The following is a 13763-nucleotide window of genomic DNA, read 5'->3' as shown; positions in this document are numbered from 1 at the left end:
GCGGCGCGGTTCAGATCGCGCCCGCCGGCAGGTCCAGGGCGCTCGCGCGGTAGGCCGAGACCAGCGTGTTGCGCAGCAGGACCGCGATGGTCATCGGCCCGACCCCGCCCGGAACCGGGGTGATCGCGCCCGCGACCGCGCTGGCCCCGGCAAAGTCGACATCGCCGACCAGCCTGGTCTTCCCCTCCTCGGCGCCGGGGACGCGGTTGATGCCCACGTCGATCACGGTGGCGCCGGGCTTGATCCAGTCCCCCTTGACCATTTCCGGGCGGCCGACGGCGGCGATGACGATGTCGGCGCGGCGGACGACTTCCGGCAGGTTCTTCGTGCGGCTGTGGGCAACGGTGACCGTGCAGCTTTCGGCAATCAGCAATTGCGCCATCGGCTTGCCGACGATGTTGGAACGGCCGATCACCACGGCATCGAGGCCGGAGAGGTCGCCGAGCTTGTCCTTGAGCAGCATCAGGCAGCCGAGCGGCGTGCAGGGCACATAGCCCGGCAGGCCAACCGCGAGGCGCCCGGCATTGACCACGTGAAACCCGTCGACGTCCTTGTCGGGGCTGATCGTGGCGATGACCTTCTGCTCGTCGATATGCTTGGGGAGGGGAAGCTGGACGAGGATGCCGTCAACCGCCGGATCGGCGTTGAGGCTTTCGACCACGGCCAGCAGGTCAGCCTCGCTGGTTTCGGCCGGCAGCTTGTGCTCGAAGCTGGCCATGCCGGCGGCCACGGTCTGCTTGCCTTTGCTGCGGACATAGACCTGGCTGGCCGGGTCCTCGCCCACCAGCACCACGGCAAGGCCCGCCTTGCGCCCGGCCTTGGCCTCGAAGGCGGCGGCCAGTTCTGCCACGCGCTCGCGCAGGCCCTCGGCGAAGGCCTTTCCGTCAATCAGCTGGGCAGTCATGGCATCACGCTCGCATAGGCCAGGTTCTTGAGCACGATCTGGACGATCGTCAGCCCGATGATCAGGACCATCGGCGAAAGATCGAGCGCGCCGGTGGCGGGCATCATCCGCCGGATCGGGCGCAGCACCGGATCGAGCAGGGCGTTGACCGCCTGCCACAGCGCCGCGACGATATTGTTGTGGATGTTCACCACGTTGAAGCTGATCAGCAGGCTCAGCACGAACTGCACGATGACCAGCGTTACGACGATGGAAATCAGGTATCCGACAATCTCGAACAGGGTCAGGAACAGCACCGGTGCGCCTTTCACTCGCGATGGGAAGGGCGCTGATAGCGGCTTGGCGCGCGCAAGTCACGGGCGGGGATCGGTCAGGTCTGTGCAACGAATTGGCGGCGGCGCCAATCCGTTCACCGGCGTTCCCGGGACATCGCTAGCGCGGATCGGTCCAGGGCGCGCGGACGGCAGTGTCGAAATGCCAGCGCAGCTGCTCGGCCGCCGCACCGGGGACGTCGTTGACCCGGCGCAGGGTCACGGTTCCGGCGATGGTCTTCGCGCCGTCCTCGATCCGCACCGGAGCGGTGTAGAAGCTCGATCCCGCCGCGCCCTCCTGCTCGCCGGGGCCGACGACGACGCGGGGCTGGGCAAGGCGGCTCCAGCGCCGCTCGAAGGCTTCCGGGCTCAGGCCGCTGTCTGCACCGCGATGGCCCCAGAGGGCACGGACGCGGTGCCAGTCATGAGCCTCGATCGCGGCGGCCCAATCCTTGAGCACGGCCTCCGGCGCCTGCACACCAGTGGACCGGGTGGGCAGGGCCTGAGCGGGAACCCGCGCGGGTGCGGCAACCGGGGGCGCCTCGCTCGCGGCGATGCGCGGCGGCGGATCGGAGGCGGCAACGGCCGGGGCCACGCTGCCCCCGCTCGCGGCCTCTGCCGAGGGCTGGGGCGCGGGCGGCCGCCGGTCGCACCCGGCGATGTGCAGCACCGCGGCGAAAGCGGCGGAGATTGACAGCGTCTGGCGCAGGCTCATGGCCTGACGACGCGCGAACCTCCGATCGGGTTCCCTTACTCGGCGCGGATCAGCGTGCCGGCGCCCTTCGAGGTGAAGAATTCAAGCAGCATGGCATGGGGCACGCGCCCATCCAGCACGACCGCCGCCTCGCACCCGGCCTCGACCGCGTGGACGCAGGTTTCGAGCTTGGGGATCATCCCGCCGCTGATCGTGCCCTCATCGGCCAGCTTGGCGATATCGGCCGGGGTCAGGTTAGTGAGCAGGTCCTTATTTTTGTCGAGCACGCCGGGAACGTCGGTCAGCAGGAACAAGCGCGCCGCGCCGAGCGCGGCAGCGATGCCGCCGGCCATGGTGTCGGCATTGATATTGTAGGTCTCGCCATCCTCGCCCACGCCGATCGGGGCAATGATCGGGATCATCCCCGCGCCGCAGATCGTGTCGATCACCATCGTGTCGATCTTGTGCGGTTCGCCGACGAACCCGAGATCGACCACCAGCGGCTCGCCGCCGTCGTCGATCGCCTTGGGCGCCTTCTTGGACTGGACCTTGCGGGCAATGACCATGCCGCCGTCCTTGCCGGAAATGCCGATCGCCTTGCCGCCGGCGCGGGCGATCCAGCTGACCAGTTCCTTGTTGATCGCGCCGGCGAGGACCATCTCGGCCACTTCGGCGGTCTGCTTGTCGGTCACGCGCAGGCCATCGACGAACTGCGATTCGATGCCGAGCGCCTTCAGCATCCGCCCGATCTGCGGGCCGCCGCCGTGGACCACCACCGGGTTGATCCCGACCGCCTTGAGCAGGACGATATCCTCGGCAAAGTCGCGCGCCAGCTCGGGATCGCCCATGGCGTGGCCGCCGTATTTGACCACGAAAGTGCGGCCCTGATAGCGCTGCAGATAGGGCAGCGCATCGATCAGGGTCTCGGCCTTGGCCAGCATGGCTCGATCATGGGCGGGATCATGCCCGGAAGCGTGCGGATTCGTCATGTTCGCGCCTTTAGCCCCCTCGCGCCGGAATTGAAGTATTTTTACTCGCCGTCGAGCCGCCGCCCCAGCCGCACGACCAGCGAAATCAGTACCGGCACCAGCACGGCCGACAGCACGACCTTGGCCAGCATCTGCCCCAGCATCAGGTCGAGGATCGGACGCACGCCGAGAAACGAGACGGTGATGAAGATCAGCGTGTCGACGATTTGTGACAGCATCGCGGCGATCGCCCCGCGCACGACGGCGAACTGGCCGGTGGCGCCCCGCAGCCGGTCGAAGATCCAGACGTTGAGCGTGACCGAGGTGCCATAGGCGACAATCCCGGCCCCCATCATCCGCCACGACTGGCCCAGGATCACCGGGAAAGCCTCCTTGGCGGGCGGGTACATGTTGGGGTCGGTTGGCAGTTGCAGGACGAACAGGGTGATCAGGATCGCCGCCACCAGCGGGGCGAAGCCGTAGCGCACCAGCTTGTCCGCCACCGCCTTGCCGTGCAGCTCGGCCACGGCGCTGGAAAGCGAGACGAGGATCAGGAAGGGGAAGATACCCGCTTCCACCGCGAGCGGGCCGAGCGCCACCTGCTTCGCGCCCAGTACCGCGGCGATGGTGACCATCCCGCCGTAGAACAGGGCCGAGGCGAAGAGCGACCGTGGCAGCGAGATCGGTTCAGACATGGGGCAAGGGTCTAGCGCGGCCGGCGCGATTGGCAAAGGGTTGCAATTACGGCTTTCCCGGGGCCACGCCGGCCATTACGCTGCCCCGATCTGCGCGGCGGAAGGGAACCGGACAGCTCATGCACATCGTCACCAGCCTGCTCGGCATGGCGCTCATCATCGCGCTGGCCGTGGCGCTTTCGGCCGACCGCAAGGCGATCCGGCTGCGCGTTGTGGGCGCGGCCTTCGCCCTGCAGGCCGGGCTGGCGGGCCTCGTGCTCTACGTGCCGCCGGGGCGCGCGGCGCTCAACGGCGCGGCCTACGGGGTGAGCCAGCTGCTGGGCTATGCCCATGCCGGGGTGGACTTCCTGTTCGGGCCGCTGGCCAAGCCGGAAATCGGCGGCGCCTCCTTTGCGATCTCGGCCCTGCCGGTGATCATCTTCTTCGCCGCGCTGATCTCGATCCTTTATCACCTTGGCGTGATGCAGTTCGTGATCCGCTGGATCGGCGGCGGGCTGGAGAAGGTAACCGGGATCAGCAAGGTGGAAAGCCTCTGCGCGGCCTCGAACATCTTCGTTGGTCAGTCGGAAGCGCCGTTGGTGATCCGGCCCTATCTGGCCAATCTCACCCCCTCGCAGCTGTTCACCGTGATGACCGTGGGCATGGCCGGCGTGGCGGGCACGATCCTGGCCGCCTATGCCTCGATGGGAATCCGGATCGACTATCTCGTGGCCGCCGCCTTCATGTCGGCGCCGGGCGGCATCCTGATGGCCAAGCTGGTCATGCCCGATCCGCTGCCCGCCCCGGTTGATCCGGAGGGGCTCGATGCGGGCGGGCTCAAGCGCGAGGTCATTCATGAGGTGCCCGCGGCCGAGCCTGCGGCCGACGATGACGGCCACGGCGAGGAACGCCCGGCAAACCTGATCATGGCCGCCGCGCAAGGGGCGCAGACCGGGCTCAAGCTGGCCGTGGCGGTGGGCGCGATGGTGCTGGCTTTCGTGGCGCTGGTGGCGCTGGCCAACGGCCTGCTGGGCGGGGTGGGCGGCTGGTTCGGCTATCCGGGCCTGTCGTTCCAGGGCCTGCTCGGCACGCTCTTCGCCCCGGTGTTCTGGTTGCTCGGCGCCGGAGACTGGTCCGAAGCGGCGCAAGCCGGCGGCCTGTTCGGGACCAAAGTGGTGCTGAACGAATTCGTCGCCTTCATCGACCTTGGCCAGATGACCAGCCTCTCGCCGCGCACGGCGGCCATCGTCACCTTTGCCCTGTGCGGCTTTGCCAATTTCAGCTCGATCGCGATCCAGATGGCGGTAACCGGGGGCCTTGCCCCGAACCAGCGGCCGGTGATCGCCCGGCTCGGGATCAAGGCGCTGGTCGCGGGGAGCCTGTCCAACCTGATGAGCGCGGCATTGGCGGGCCTGTTCCTCAGCCTGCAGTAAAGCGCAAATACCTGAATAATGGAGGTTTGATCCTCCGTTTCGGCGGGAAACACCGTATTCGCCCGGATACCGGGGCAAGCCTGTGCGAGCCAGTCCGGGGGGATGGCACTCGCACTCCTTTCCCTCACCGCCGCCGCCTTCGCGCTCTGCCCCGAAGGCCCTCGCACCACCTGCGTCGTCGATGGCGACACCTTCTGGCTGGCGGGCGAGAAGATCCGCATCGCCGACATCAACGCGCCCGAGACTCACGGCGCCCGGTGCCCGGCCGAGCAGGCGCGCGGCGATGCGGCGACGCGGCGGCTGATCGCCCTGCTCAACGCGGGTCCGTTCGAGTTGGCGCCCTATGCGCGAGACCGCGACCGTTATGGCCGGCTGCTGCGCGTGGTCCTGCGCGGCGGGCAAAGCGTTGGCGCGAAGCTGGTCAGCGAGGGACTGGCCGAGCCGTGGCGCGGGCGGCGCTCTTCGTGGTGCGGCCCGGCCTGAGCGCGATCTTTACGCGACATTAACCTCTTGCGCCCAGGTTTTGCGTCAGGTCCGCGCGGGCACGAGTCGCTCCGGGACCCTCACCACGGGAGTACGCCCATGGTACTGAGCGATCTGCTTGCCAAGATAATCGAACGCCGCAACGCCGACCGGCGCCTGCTCGGCGATGGTGACCGGCGCGAGGAAGATCGCCGCTCGGACGAACCGGCCACGGCCGATCGCCGCCAGCAGCTGATTTCGATCACCTTCGCCGACCGGCGCGGCGCTGTCGGAAACGGCGGCGATCGCCGCAAGGCGGCACGCCGCGCGGCGTTCGGCCGCCGCTCGGGCGAGGACCGGCGCGGCAACTGAGCCGTCAGGCCCGGCCGAGATCGCCCCGGCCCACCGTGCCTTTGGCCATTTCCAGCATCCGGTCGAGGCTCTTCTTGGCCTGGAGGCGCAAGCCTTCCTCGATATGCACCTGGGGCTTGAGGTCGCGCAGGGCGAGGTAGAGCTTTTCCAGCGTGTTGAGCGCCATGTAGGGGCAGATGTTGCAGTTGCAGTTGCCGTCGGCCCCAGGCGCGCCGATGAAGGTCTTGTCCGGCAGGGCGAGCTGCATCTGGTGGATGATGTGCGGCTCGGTCGCCACGATCAGCGTGTCGCCCACCATGGTCTTGGCATATTGCAGGATGCCGCTGGTCGAGCCGACATAGTCGGCATGGTCGACGATGTGCGGCGGGCATTCCGGGTGCGCGGCGACCGGCGCATCGGGATGCTGCCCCTTGAGCTTGATCAGCTCGGTCTCGCTGAATGCCTCGTGGACGATGCAGACCCCCGGCCAGAGCAGCATGTCGCGCCCGAACTTGCGGTTGAGATAACCGCCGAGGTGCCGGTCGGGCCCGAAGATGATCTTCTGGTCGGCCGGGATCTGCTGGAGGATCGTCTCGGCGCTGGAGCTGGTGACGATGATGTCGGACAGCGCCTTCACCTCGGTCGAGCAGTTGATGTAGGTCAGCGCGATGTGATCGGGGTGCGCCTCGCGGAAGGCCTTGAACTTCTCCGGCGGGCAGGCGTCCTCGAGGCTGCAGCCGGCATCGAGATCGGGCAGGATCACGGTCTTCTGGGGCGCGAGGATCTTGGCCGTCTCGGCCATGAACTTGACCCCGCAGAACGCGATAACGTCGGCGTCCGATGCGGCCGCCTTCTTCGACAGTTCGAGCGAATCGCCGATATAGTCGGCCAGGTCCTGGATTTCCGGCTTCTGGTAATAGTGCGCGAGGATGACCGCGTTGCGCTCCTTGCGCAGGCGGTTGATTTCCTCGCGCAGGTCGAGGCCGGAGAGGTTCTCGGTCAGGACGGTCATCGCAGCTTACCCCAAGGCGGTTTTGCCGCCTGAAACGGCAGGCGGTTCCGGCGCCCAGATAGGTATGGCGCGAGGCAAACCCAAGCGGAATCTGAGCCCGGCGGCGCGCCGGCTCCGCTCACCCCTGGCCGGACAGACGCGCCGCCAGCGCGATCACCGGGCCGGAACGGGCCGCCAGCGCGATCACGAGGTGCGCTAGGATCACGACCATGCCGACCGTGACAGTCGCCGGGTGAACCCGTCCGAGCGTGCGCCGGTCATGCGCCGCGATCAGGGCGACGAAGACCATCATCAACGCGGTGGTGACCCATTCGCCCATTTCGCCGCCAAGCAGCGGGAAGGGCACCAGCCGCCCGAGCGCGGCATCGAGCAGGATGATGGTCGCCCCCGCCATGAGCCGGCGGTGCCGCTCGGTATCCCGGCGGTTGACGATGGCAGCGAAGACGAGGCCGCCGAAACAGATCGCGCCGACCTGGGTCAGCATCAGGAAGAAGGCGGGATCGAAGAACGGCGGCTGGCGGTGCAGCTCCACGGCGCGCACGCCCGCGAGGCTGGTCAGGCCGACGATCAGGCAGACCACGAAGGCGCTGACCCAGCCGAGCTTGCGGTGCAGCGCGATATTGCCCGAGGCAGCCAGCCGGTTCTGATTCACGAACAGGCCAAGCCAGGTGAGCATGGCGAGGCCGTGAATATGCACCCAGTAGGGCACCTTGGGAATGTCGACCCGGCCCAGCGCCGCGTTCTGCGCAAAGGCGAACAAGATCAGGATGGCCATGACCCATGACAATTTCACGAAAAACGATTGATCGGACAGGTAGGACTGCGCCCCCTGCCCTTCTGCAAGCGTTGCCATCACCGATACTCCCCACCTGTATTGTGGAGCGTAAAATAAACCATCGTGATGGATTCACAATAATGAACGCATCGACATTGGCCGGGCCAGCTCGGTCAGGCCCGTGACGGCCGGAAACTTGCGCAGGTCAGCCAAGCGGCCGAACCGCCACGGACCGTCGCCGCACCCGAAGCGTGGCTGACGCCTCGGGTACGGAGACCGATGCCGCTTACCTGCGGGCGAACCGCAAGATGATCGGAGCCCCGGTACCGCTGGCCAGCGTACCCGCCTGCTGGATCGCTGCGACGACCTGCGGGTCTGCCACGCGCTGGGCCTTTGCCTGGCAGGTCCAGCTGTCGCTGTGCGGGAGGATCGGAAACAGCTCATTGCAATTGCCGCGGATCGCCACCTTGACCCGACTCTTCAGTTCCCTGGCCTGGTCCGGCTGGGTCAGATTGAGATCGCCATAGGCGATGCGCAGCACGTACATGTCTTCCGTGACGGGTTGCCCCTCGACGGTCATGGGTTGATTGTCAGGCTCGGCAGCAAGCGCGGCCGAACCCGGGATGCCGGCAAGGAGAGCCAGCGAAAGCAGCGCGATCTTCATGGTCCGTCTCCTGTGAGAGAGCGTTGTGTGACCTGCGATCTTAGAAGCTTCGAGCATAGACCCGGCCGCCCCGGCGAACAAGCAATTTAGCGCTGCAAAGGGCAATTATTCTGCCCGGAAAGGTAGCATTTCAGCCACCTTCCCGGCGTTTCAGCCGCTTAGCGGAGCTGGTGTCCTGGCCCTGTTCGAAGTCAGCTCGCCAGTGCCCAGAAATCCCCGTCCCGAACCACCACGCCGCGCTGTTGCAGTTCGATCAGATGAGCCAGAATCGATTGCCCGGCCGCCGGCCAGAGCTTGCGGTCGAGCCCCTTGTACATCCGCGGCACCATGGCCGCGATCTCGCCCTCCCCGGCGCCGAGCAGCTTCAGGATCTGCCGCTCGCGCTGGCGGCGATGGCCGATCATCCCGCGCACCAGCTGGCGCGGCTTGTCGATCTGGTCGCCGTGGGCCGGGTAATAGACCCGGTCCTCGCGCGCGTGCAGCTTCTCGAGGCTGGCCATGTAGGCCGCCATGTCCCCGTCCGGCGGGCTGACCACGCTGGTCGACCAGCCCATGACGTGATCGCCGGTAAACAGTGCCCCGCTTTCCTCGAGCGCGAAGCAGAGGTGGTTCGAGGTATGGCCCGGCGTGGCCACGGCGGTCAGGGTCCAGCCCGGCCCGCGCAGCTGCTCGCCGTCCACCAGGACCCGATCCGGCGCATAGGTGGCATCGAACGGCACGTCGCCGCGCGGGCCGAGCGCATCGAGCACCAGCGGCGCGCAGCCGGCGATCTCCGCCCCGGTCAGCGCCTTCAGCGGCGCGGCGGCGGGCGAATGGTCGCGGTGCGTGTGGGTGCAGCAAATCGCGGTGACGCGCGCCGGGCGGATGGCCGCCATCAGCGCGGCGATGTGGGCGGGGTCGTTCGGGCCGGGATCGATCACCGCCAGTTCACCGCCGCTGCCGATGATGTAGGTCTCGGTCCCGGTATAGGTAAAGGGCGAGGGATTGGGCGCGAGCACGCGCCGCACGAGGGGTTCGAGCTGCTGGGCAAGGCCGGTCGGCCAAGGCTGTTCGGGAAGGTCCATTGCCCCCGCGATATGGGCAGGATGAGCGCCGCTGTCGAGCGCCGTGCGCCGCGCGCCCGCGCGGGAGGGTTAGTGCACCGAGCGCGAGAGACGGTCGCGTAGCCGCCGGATCGCCGGCACAGCGTCGCCGTGGCTGGCCTGCTCGCGCTCGCGCCAGCCGGTATCGAGCCGGACCAGCCGGGCATAGAACCGCTCGGTCGCGCGGATAAGCTCGCGCACGTCGGGCTCCAGCAGGGCCAGCCGTTCGGGATCGGCCTCGGGCAGCCCCCCGGCGATCCGCCCGTGGCGCTTGAGCTGGAAGGCGCTGATCTCGCCGTTGAGGTAGGCGCGGTGATTGAGCAGCCAGGCCACGGCATGCATCATCCGGGTGGTAGTGCGCAGCGCCTCGCACGAAAGCGCGATCCGCCCTTCGTCCTCGCGGCCGCACTCGCCGTCCAGCTCCGGCCGGCGCGACAGGTCGAAGGCCGCGCGGACATCGTCGGACAACATCAGCCCCTCGACATAGAGCGACTCGATGATCCGCGGATTGAGGTTGGACGTGTGCTCCATGGTAGTGCCCAGTTAGACCCGGCGAATCCCCCGAGACAACCGGGGTTACCGCCCGCAGCCAGCCCAATTCGGGACTGTGCCGCATTGGAACGCTCCGCGCCTGCCGCGGGTTCCGGCCGCGCCCCGCGCCCCGCGCCCCGCGCCGGGTCAGGCGATGATGTCGGGAATCAGGTAGTCCTCGATCAGGGCGATCTGGTCCTTCAGGCGCAGCTTGCGCTTCTTCAGGCGGGCCACCTGGAGTTGGTCACCCCCGCCGGCCATGGTCAGCGCATCGATCGCCGCGTCGAGATCGCGGTGCTCGATCCTGAGCATTTCCAGGCGCTTGCGCATTTCCTCTTCGTTCACTGGGCCCGGTCCGATCCGCTGTGCGACGAAGCGGCCGATCCGGACGATGCACCGCTTGCCGCGCGCAACGCCGGATCTGCCGCTTCGGGTTCGTATTCGCTTCGCTAAGTAGGCTTATTGTGCTTCTCTGACAATCGCGCTGCTCGGGTCCAAACGTCCGAGTCGGCATCAATAACGGACCGTCCTGACAGGATCTTCCGGCGGCGCGAGAGTTGGGCAAACTCAGGAGGAATGCTCATGGAATCGACGCATGTCAGCGCATTGCAAATGAAGCACGCGGGCCTCGAAAGGCAGATCGCCGAAGAAATGTCCCGGCCATCGCCCGATCAGTCGGCCATTCAGATGCTCAAGAAGCGCAAGCTGCGTATCAAGGAAGAACTCCAGTTCCATTGAGGATTTGTTGAGCAAGGCACGGGCGCCCCGCCGCATGGCGGGGCGCCTTTGCTTTGTCCGGCGCGGACTTGTAGTGCCGGCCCCCACGGTGAATCGCTGCAAATCCGGTAGGGCCCGTTCCCAAACCGCGCGGTTTGTTATAACCGACCATAATGCTCAATGCCGTTGCCGCCGCCCGCAAGATCCTGACCCGCCTGCACGAGGTGATGGCATCGCGCAGCCACGCGCAGGCCAAGCTCAACACCGTGGTCGAGGTGATCGGCAAGAGCCTCGATAGCGAGGTCTGTTCGATCTACCTGCTGCGCGAAGGTTCGCTCGAACTCTTCGCCACCCGCGGCCTTGCGCAGGAGGCGGTCCACGTCACCCGCATGGCGATCGGCGAGGGTCTGGTCGGCACGATCGCCGGCAACACCGAGACCCTCAACCTCGCCGAGGCGACCGCGCATCCGGACTTCTCCTATCGCCCCGAAACGGGTGAGGAAAAGTACCATTCCTTCGCCGGCGTCCCGATCGTGCGGCGCGAGCGCTGCGTTGGCGTGCTCTGCGTCCAGCATGCCGATCCGCGCCGCTATGAAGAGGTGGAGATCGAGGCGCTGCAGACCGTGGCGATGGTCCTGTCCGAACTGATCGCCAACGCCGACCTTGTCGACGAGGACGAGGCCTGGGGCCTCTCCCCCAGCCAGACCGGGACTGAGCGGCTGCGCGGCCTTGCCCTGGTCAAGGGCCTCGCCATCGGCCAGGCGGTCTACCACCAGCCGCGCGTGACGATCGAGCACACCGTGGCCGAGGACATCGAGGCCGAGCGCCAGCGGGTCTACCTCGCCTTCGACAAGATGCGCGACCAGATCGAGCGCATGGCGGCCCAGGCCGAATTCGGCGTAGGCGGCGAGCACGAGGAAGTGCTCCAGACCTACAAGATGTTCGCCTACGACGAGGGCTGGGCCCGCCGGATCAACGAGGCGATCGATTCCGGCCTCACCGCCGAGGCGGCGATCGAGCGCGTCCAGCAGCGCACCCGGATGCGGATGCGGCAGATCGACGATCCGCTGCTGGCAGACCGGATGCACGACCTGGAGGACCTGGCCAACCGCCTGCTGCGGATCGTCTCGGGCCAGCTCGGCACGGCCGCGGCGCAGGGCCTGCGGCAGGACGCGATCCTGATCGCCCGCAACCTCGGCCCCGCCGAGCTTCTGGAATACGACAAGCGCCGGCTGAAGGGCGTGATCCTCGAGGAAGGCTCGCTCACCGCGCACGTGGTGATCGTCGCCCGGGCCATGGGCGTGCCGGTGCTGGGCCGGGTGCGCGGCCTGCGCGGGGCCCTGCGCGAGGGGGACCAGGTCCTGCTCGACGCCGATGCCGGCACGGCCACGATCCGCCCGACCCCCGCGCTGACCGAGGCCTTCGAGGCCCGCTTCGCCAAGAACCGCGAGCGGCAGGCCGTCTGGGCCGGCATGCGCGACGTCGAGCCGATCACGGCCGACGGCACCCGCATCACGGTGATGATCAACGCCGGTCTGCGCGACGACGTGCCGATGCTCAACCTCACCGGGGCCGACGGCATCGGGCTCTACCGCACCGAGTTCCAGTTCCTCGTCTCGGCCACCCTGCCCCAGCGCGAACGTCAGACCCGGCTTTACCGTGAGGTGCTGGAGGCCGCCGGCAATCGCCCGGTGGTGTTCCGCACGGTCGACATCGGCGGCGACAAGGCCCTGCCCTACCTCAACCACGACGACGGCCACGGCGAAGAAAACCCGGCCATGGGCTGGCGCGCCCTGCGCGTCGCGCTGGAGCGCGGGGGGCTGATGAAGGCCCAGGCCCGGGCGCTGCTCGAGGCATCGGCCGGGCGCACGCTCAACGTGATGTTCCCGATGGTCTCGGAGCCGTGGGAGTTCGACGCGGCCAAGGCCGTGTTCGACCAGCAACTGGCCTGGCTCAAGGGCCAAAAGAAGATGTTGCCCGAAGCGATCCGCTACGGCGCCATGCTCGAAGTCCCGGCCCTGGCCGAGGTGCTCGACATTCTCGCGCCCAAGCTGTCGTTCCTGTCGATCGGCACCAACGATCTCACCCAGTTCCTGTTCGCGGCCGATCGTTCGAATCCGAAGCTGGCCGAGCGTTACGACTGGCTCAGCCCATCGATCCTGCGCTTCCTGAAGCGGGTGATGAACAATGTCGCCGGGTACAAGGTCGACGTCACGGTTTGCGGCGAGATGGGCGGGCGCCGGCTCGAGGCGCTGGCCCTGATGGGCCTCGGCATCCGCCGCCTGTCGATCACCCCGGTCGCGGTCGGGCCGCTCAAGGAACTGATCCGCAAGGTCAACCTGCCGGAACTGACCGCCCAGATGGATCTGTGGCTCGCCAATCCGCCCGCCGACATGCGCAGCGCGCTGACGCGCTGGGCCTGCGAACACGGAATAGACTGCGACTGATCGCCGTACCGGGCCGGACTGTCGCTTTAACCCGTTATAATTCCGCGCGTCGCGCTTGACAATTTCATGCCGCCCGCCTTGTCTTTCCGCCTTGCGGGGGCGCATTTCCATCCATATCCGACGGGACCGGAATGGCAGACGATTTTGATCAGCAGGCGCTTGCGCCAAACCCGGGCGTTGGCCCCAGGCTGAAGGCTGCGCGTGAAAGCGCGGATCTTTCGCTTGCCCAGATGGCCGACCGGACCAAGATCCCGGCGCGCATGTTGCTGCTGATGGAAGCGGGCGATTTCGCGGCCCTTCCGGCGCGCACCTATGCCACCGGCTTCACCCGCACTTATGCCAAGGCGCTGGGGCTCGACGCGGATTCCTACGTCGCCGCCGTCCGCCAGGAACTGGGCTATGGCGAGCCGGTCGACCGCTATGTCCCGCAGGCCTTCGAGCCGGGCGATCCCTCGCGGATTCCCTCGGCCCGCTTCGCCTGGCTGGCCGCCCTGGCCGCCCTCATCGTCTTCGCCGTAGGGCTGTTCTTCTGGCGCAGCTACTATGCCCCGGCGGCGAGCCTGCCGCCGCTCCAGCCGGAGCCGACCGCCACGGCCGCGCCGCCGCCAGTGGCCCTGCCGCCCGCCCCGCTGCCGACCGACGTTGCCACCGACGGGGCGACCGAGGAGGCCACCGCCGCTGCCGCGCCGTCCGCTACCGCCCAGCGGCGCAGCGCGCCGCGGCCGGCCCGCCCCGCCG

At 67.8% G+C, this 13763-nt stretch carries 17 protein-coding genes; 6 read left to right on the top strand and 11 right to left on the bottom strand.

What is annotated here, in order from left to right:
• Positions 1–10: 10 nt before the first annotated feature.
• The 5 genes from folD to H7F51_RS14740 form a co-directional block, all read right to left on the bottom strand.
• Positions 11–904 carry a bifunctional methylenetetrahydrofolate dehydrogenase/methenyltetrahydrofolate cyclohydrolase FolD gene (gene folD, locus H7F51_RS14760; protein WP_185665082.1) on the bottom strand — a complete coding sequence of 298 codons (894 nt, stop codon included), beginning with the start codon at positions 902–904 and terminating at the stop codon, positions 11–13.
• Complete coding sequence (locus H7F51_RS14755; protein ID WP_185665081.1) at positions 901–1200, bottom strand: YggT family protein; 300 nt, start codon at positions 1198–1200, stop codon at positions 901–903. The genes folD and H7F51_RS14755 overlap by 4 nt, the downstream gene beginning before the upstream one ends.
• 136 nt (positions 1201–1336) lie before the next feature.
• The gene (locus H7F51_RS14750; RefSeq protein ID WP_185665080.1) at positions 1337–1930 is read right to left on the bottom strand and encodes a hypothetical protein; all 594 of its coding nucleotides are present in this window, start codon (positions 1928–1930) and stop codon (positions 1337–1339) included.
• 35 nt (positions 1931–1965) lie between these two features.
• Positions 1966–2898: an acetylglutamate kinase gene (gene argB / locus H7F51_RS14745; protein WP_185665079.1), complete on the bottom strand. Its 933-nt coding sequence runs from the start codon at positions 2896–2898 to the stop codon at positions 1966–1968.
• A 41-nt stretch (positions 2899–2939) separates the two neighbouring features.
• Complete coding sequence (locus tag H7F51_RS14740; protein WP_185665078.1) at positions 2940–3572, bottom strand: queuosine precursor transporter; 633 nt, start codon at positions 3570–3572, stop codon at positions 2940–2942.
• 119 nt (positions 3573–3691) lie between these two features.
• Here H7F51_RS14740 and H7F51_RS14735 point away from each other — a divergent pair, with 119 nt between their 5' ends.
• From H7F51_RS14735 to H7F51_RS14725, 3 genes are all read left to right on the top strand, one after another.
• Positions 3692–4984 carry a NupC/NupG family nucleoside CNT transporter gene (locus H7F51_RS14735; protein WP_185665077.1) on the top strand — a complete coding sequence of 431 codons (1293 nt, stop codon included), beginning with the start codon at positions 3692–3694 and terminating at the stop codon, positions 4982–4984.
• A gap of 102 nt (positions 4985–5086) precedes the next feature.
• Positions 5087–5467 carry a thermonuclease family protein gene (locus tag H7F51_RS14730; RefSeq protein ID WP_185665076.1) on the top strand — a complete coding sequence of 127 codons (381 nt, stop codon included), beginning with the start codon at positions 5087–5089 and terminating at the stop codon, positions 5465–5467.
• 99 nt (positions 5468–5566) lie between these two features.
• Complete coding sequence (locus H7F51_RS14725; protein WP_185665075.1) at positions 5567–5818, top strand: hypothetical protein; 252 nt, start codon at positions 5567–5569, stop codon at positions 5816–5818.
• Positions 5819–5822: 4 nt separating this feature from the next.
• Here the strand turns inward: H7F51_RS14725 and nadA are convergent, their stop codons facing one another.
• From nadA to H7F51_RS14695, 6 genes are all read right to left on the bottom strand, one after another.
• Positions 5823–6809, bottom strand: a complete 987-nt coding sequence (nadA, locus tag H7F51_RS14720; RefSeq protein ID WP_185665074.1) for a quinolinate synthase NadA — start codon at positions 6807–6809, stop codon at positions 5823–5825.
• 118 nt (positions 6810–6927) lie between these two features.
• Positions 6928–7662 (bottom strand): adenylate cyclase, encoded by a 735-nt coding sequence (locus H7F51_RS14715; RefSeq protein ID WP_185665073.1) that lies wholly within the window; start codon positions 7660–7662, stop codon positions 6928–6930.
• 208 nt (positions 7663–7870) lie between these two features.
• Complete coding sequence (locus tag H7F51_RS14710; RefSeq protein WP_185665072.1) at positions 7871–8248, bottom strand: UrcA family protein; 378 nt, start codon at positions 8246–8248, stop codon at positions 7871–7873.
• Positions 8249–8439: 191 nt separating this feature from the next.
• Entirely contained in the window at positions 8440–9312 is an 873-nt protein-coding gene (locus H7F51_RS14705; protein ID WP_185665071.1) for an MBL fold metallo-hydrolase, read from the bottom strand.
• A 69-nt stretch (positions 9313–9381) separates the two neighbouring features.
• Complete coding sequence (locus H7F51_RS14700) at positions 9382–9861, bottom strand: DUF1465 family protein (protein ID WP_185665070.1); 480 nt, start codon at positions 9859–9861, stop codon at positions 9382–9384.
• A 147-nt stretch (positions 9862–10008) separates the two neighbouring features.
• Complete coding sequence (locus tag H7F51_RS14695) at positions 10009–10191, bottom strand: YdcH family protein (RefSeq protein WP_221774168.1); 183 nt, start codon at positions 10189–10191, stop codon at positions 10009–10011.
• Between the two features lie 252 nt (positions 10192–10443).
• Between H7F51_RS14695 and H7F51_RS14690 the strand changes: the two genes are divergently transcribed.
• From H7F51_RS14690 to H7F51_RS14680, 3 genes are all read left to right on the top strand, one after another.
• Positions 10444–10599 carry a YdcH family protein gene (locus tag H7F51_RS14690; protein WP_185665068.1) on the top strand — a complete coding sequence of 52 codons (156 nt, stop codon included), beginning with the start codon at positions 10444–10446 and terminating at the stop codon, positions 10597–10599.
• 152 nt (positions 10600–10751) lie between these two features.
• The gene (gene ptsP, locus H7F51_RS14685) at positions 10752–13025 is read left to right on the top strand and encodes a phosphoenolpyruvate--protein phosphotransferase (RefSeq protein ID WP_185665067.1); all 2274 of its coding nucleotides are present in this window, start codon (positions 10752–10754) and stop codon (positions 13023–13025) included.
• A gap of 131 nt (positions 13026–13156) precedes the next feature.
• Positions 13157–13763: helix-turn-helix domain-containing protein (locus tag H7F51_RS14680; RefSeq protein ID WP_185665066.1), on the top strand; the 607-nt coding region annotated here is incomplete at its 3' end.

It is taken from the genome of Novosphingobium flavum (genome assembly GCF_014230315.1).
GTDB classification, from domain to species: domain Bacteria; phylum Pseudomonadota; class Alphaproteobacteria; order Sphingomonadales; family Sphingomonadaceae; genus Novosphingobium; species Novosphingobium flavum.
Note: the sequence above shows the minus strand (reverse complement) of the source record. Positions and strands in the feature narration are given on the sequence as shown.

What these genes read in the sequence shown, in the direction of transcription:
- folD (WP_185665082.1), bottom strand. Translation starts at nt 904, where the DNA reads ATGACTGCCCAGCTGATTGACGGAAAGGCCTTCGCCGAGGGCCTGCGC.
- H7F51_RS14750 (WP_185665080.1), bottom strand. Translation starts at nt 1,930, where the DNA reads ATGAGCCTGCGCCAGACGCTGTCAATCTCCGCCGCTTTCGCCGCGGTG.
- argB (WP_185665079.1), bottom strand. Translation starts at nt 2,898, where the DNA reads ATGACGAATCCGCACGCTTCCGGGCATGATCCCGCCCATGATCGAGCC.
- H7F51_RS14740 (WP_185665078.1), bottom strand. Translation starts at nt 3,572, where the DNA reads ATGTCTGAACCGATCTCGCTGCCACGGTCGCTCTTCGCCTCGGCCCTG.
- H7F51_RS14735 (WP_185665077.1), top strand. Translation starts at nt 3,692, where the DNA reads ATGCACATCGTCACCAGCCTGCTCGGCATGGCGCTCATCATCGCGCTG.
- H7F51_RS14730 (WP_185665076.1), top strand. Translation starts at nt 5,087, where the DNA reads ATGGCACTCGCACTCCTTTCCCTCACCGCCGCCGCCTTCGCGCTCTGC.
- H7F51_RS14725 (WP_185665075.1), top strand. Translation starts at nt 5,567, where the DNA reads ATGGTACTGAGCGATCTGCTTGCCAAGATAATCGAACGCCGCAACGCC.
- nadA (WP_185665074.1), bottom strand. Translation starts at nt 6,809, where the DNA reads ATGACCGTCCTGACCGAGAACCTCTCCGGCCTCGACCTGCGCGAGGAA.
- H7F51_RS14715 (WP_185665073.1), bottom strand. Translation starts at nt 7,662, where the DNA reads ATGGCAACGCTTGCAGAAGGGCAGGGGGCGCAGTCCTACCTGTCCGAT.
- H7F51_RS14710 (WP_185665072.1), bottom strand. Translation starts at nt 8,248, where the DNA reads ATGAAGATCGCGCTGCTTTCGCTGGCTCTCCTTGCCGGCATCCCGGGT.
- H7F51_RS14705 (WP_185665071.1), bottom strand. Translation starts at nt 9,312, where the DNA reads ATGGACCTTCCCGAACAGCCTTGGCCGACCGGCCTTGCCCAGCAGCTC.
- H7F51_RS14700 (WP_185665070.1), bottom strand. Translation starts at nt 9,861, where the DNA reads ATGGAGCACACGTCCAACCTCAATCCGCGGATCATCGAGTCGCTCTAT.
- H7F51_RS14695 (WP_221774168.1), bottom strand. Translation starts at nt 10,191, where the DNA reads ATGCGCAAGCGCCTGGAAATGCTCAGGATCGAGCACCGCGATCTCGAC.
- H7F51_RS14690 (WP_185665068.1), top strand. Translation starts at nt 10,444, where the DNA reads ATGGAATCGACGCATGTCAGCGCATTGCAAATGAAGCACGCGGGCCTC.
- ptsP (WP_185665067.1), top strand. Translation starts at nt 10,752, where the DNA reads ATGCTCAATGCCGTTGCCGCCGCCCGCAAGATCCTGACCCGCCTGCAC.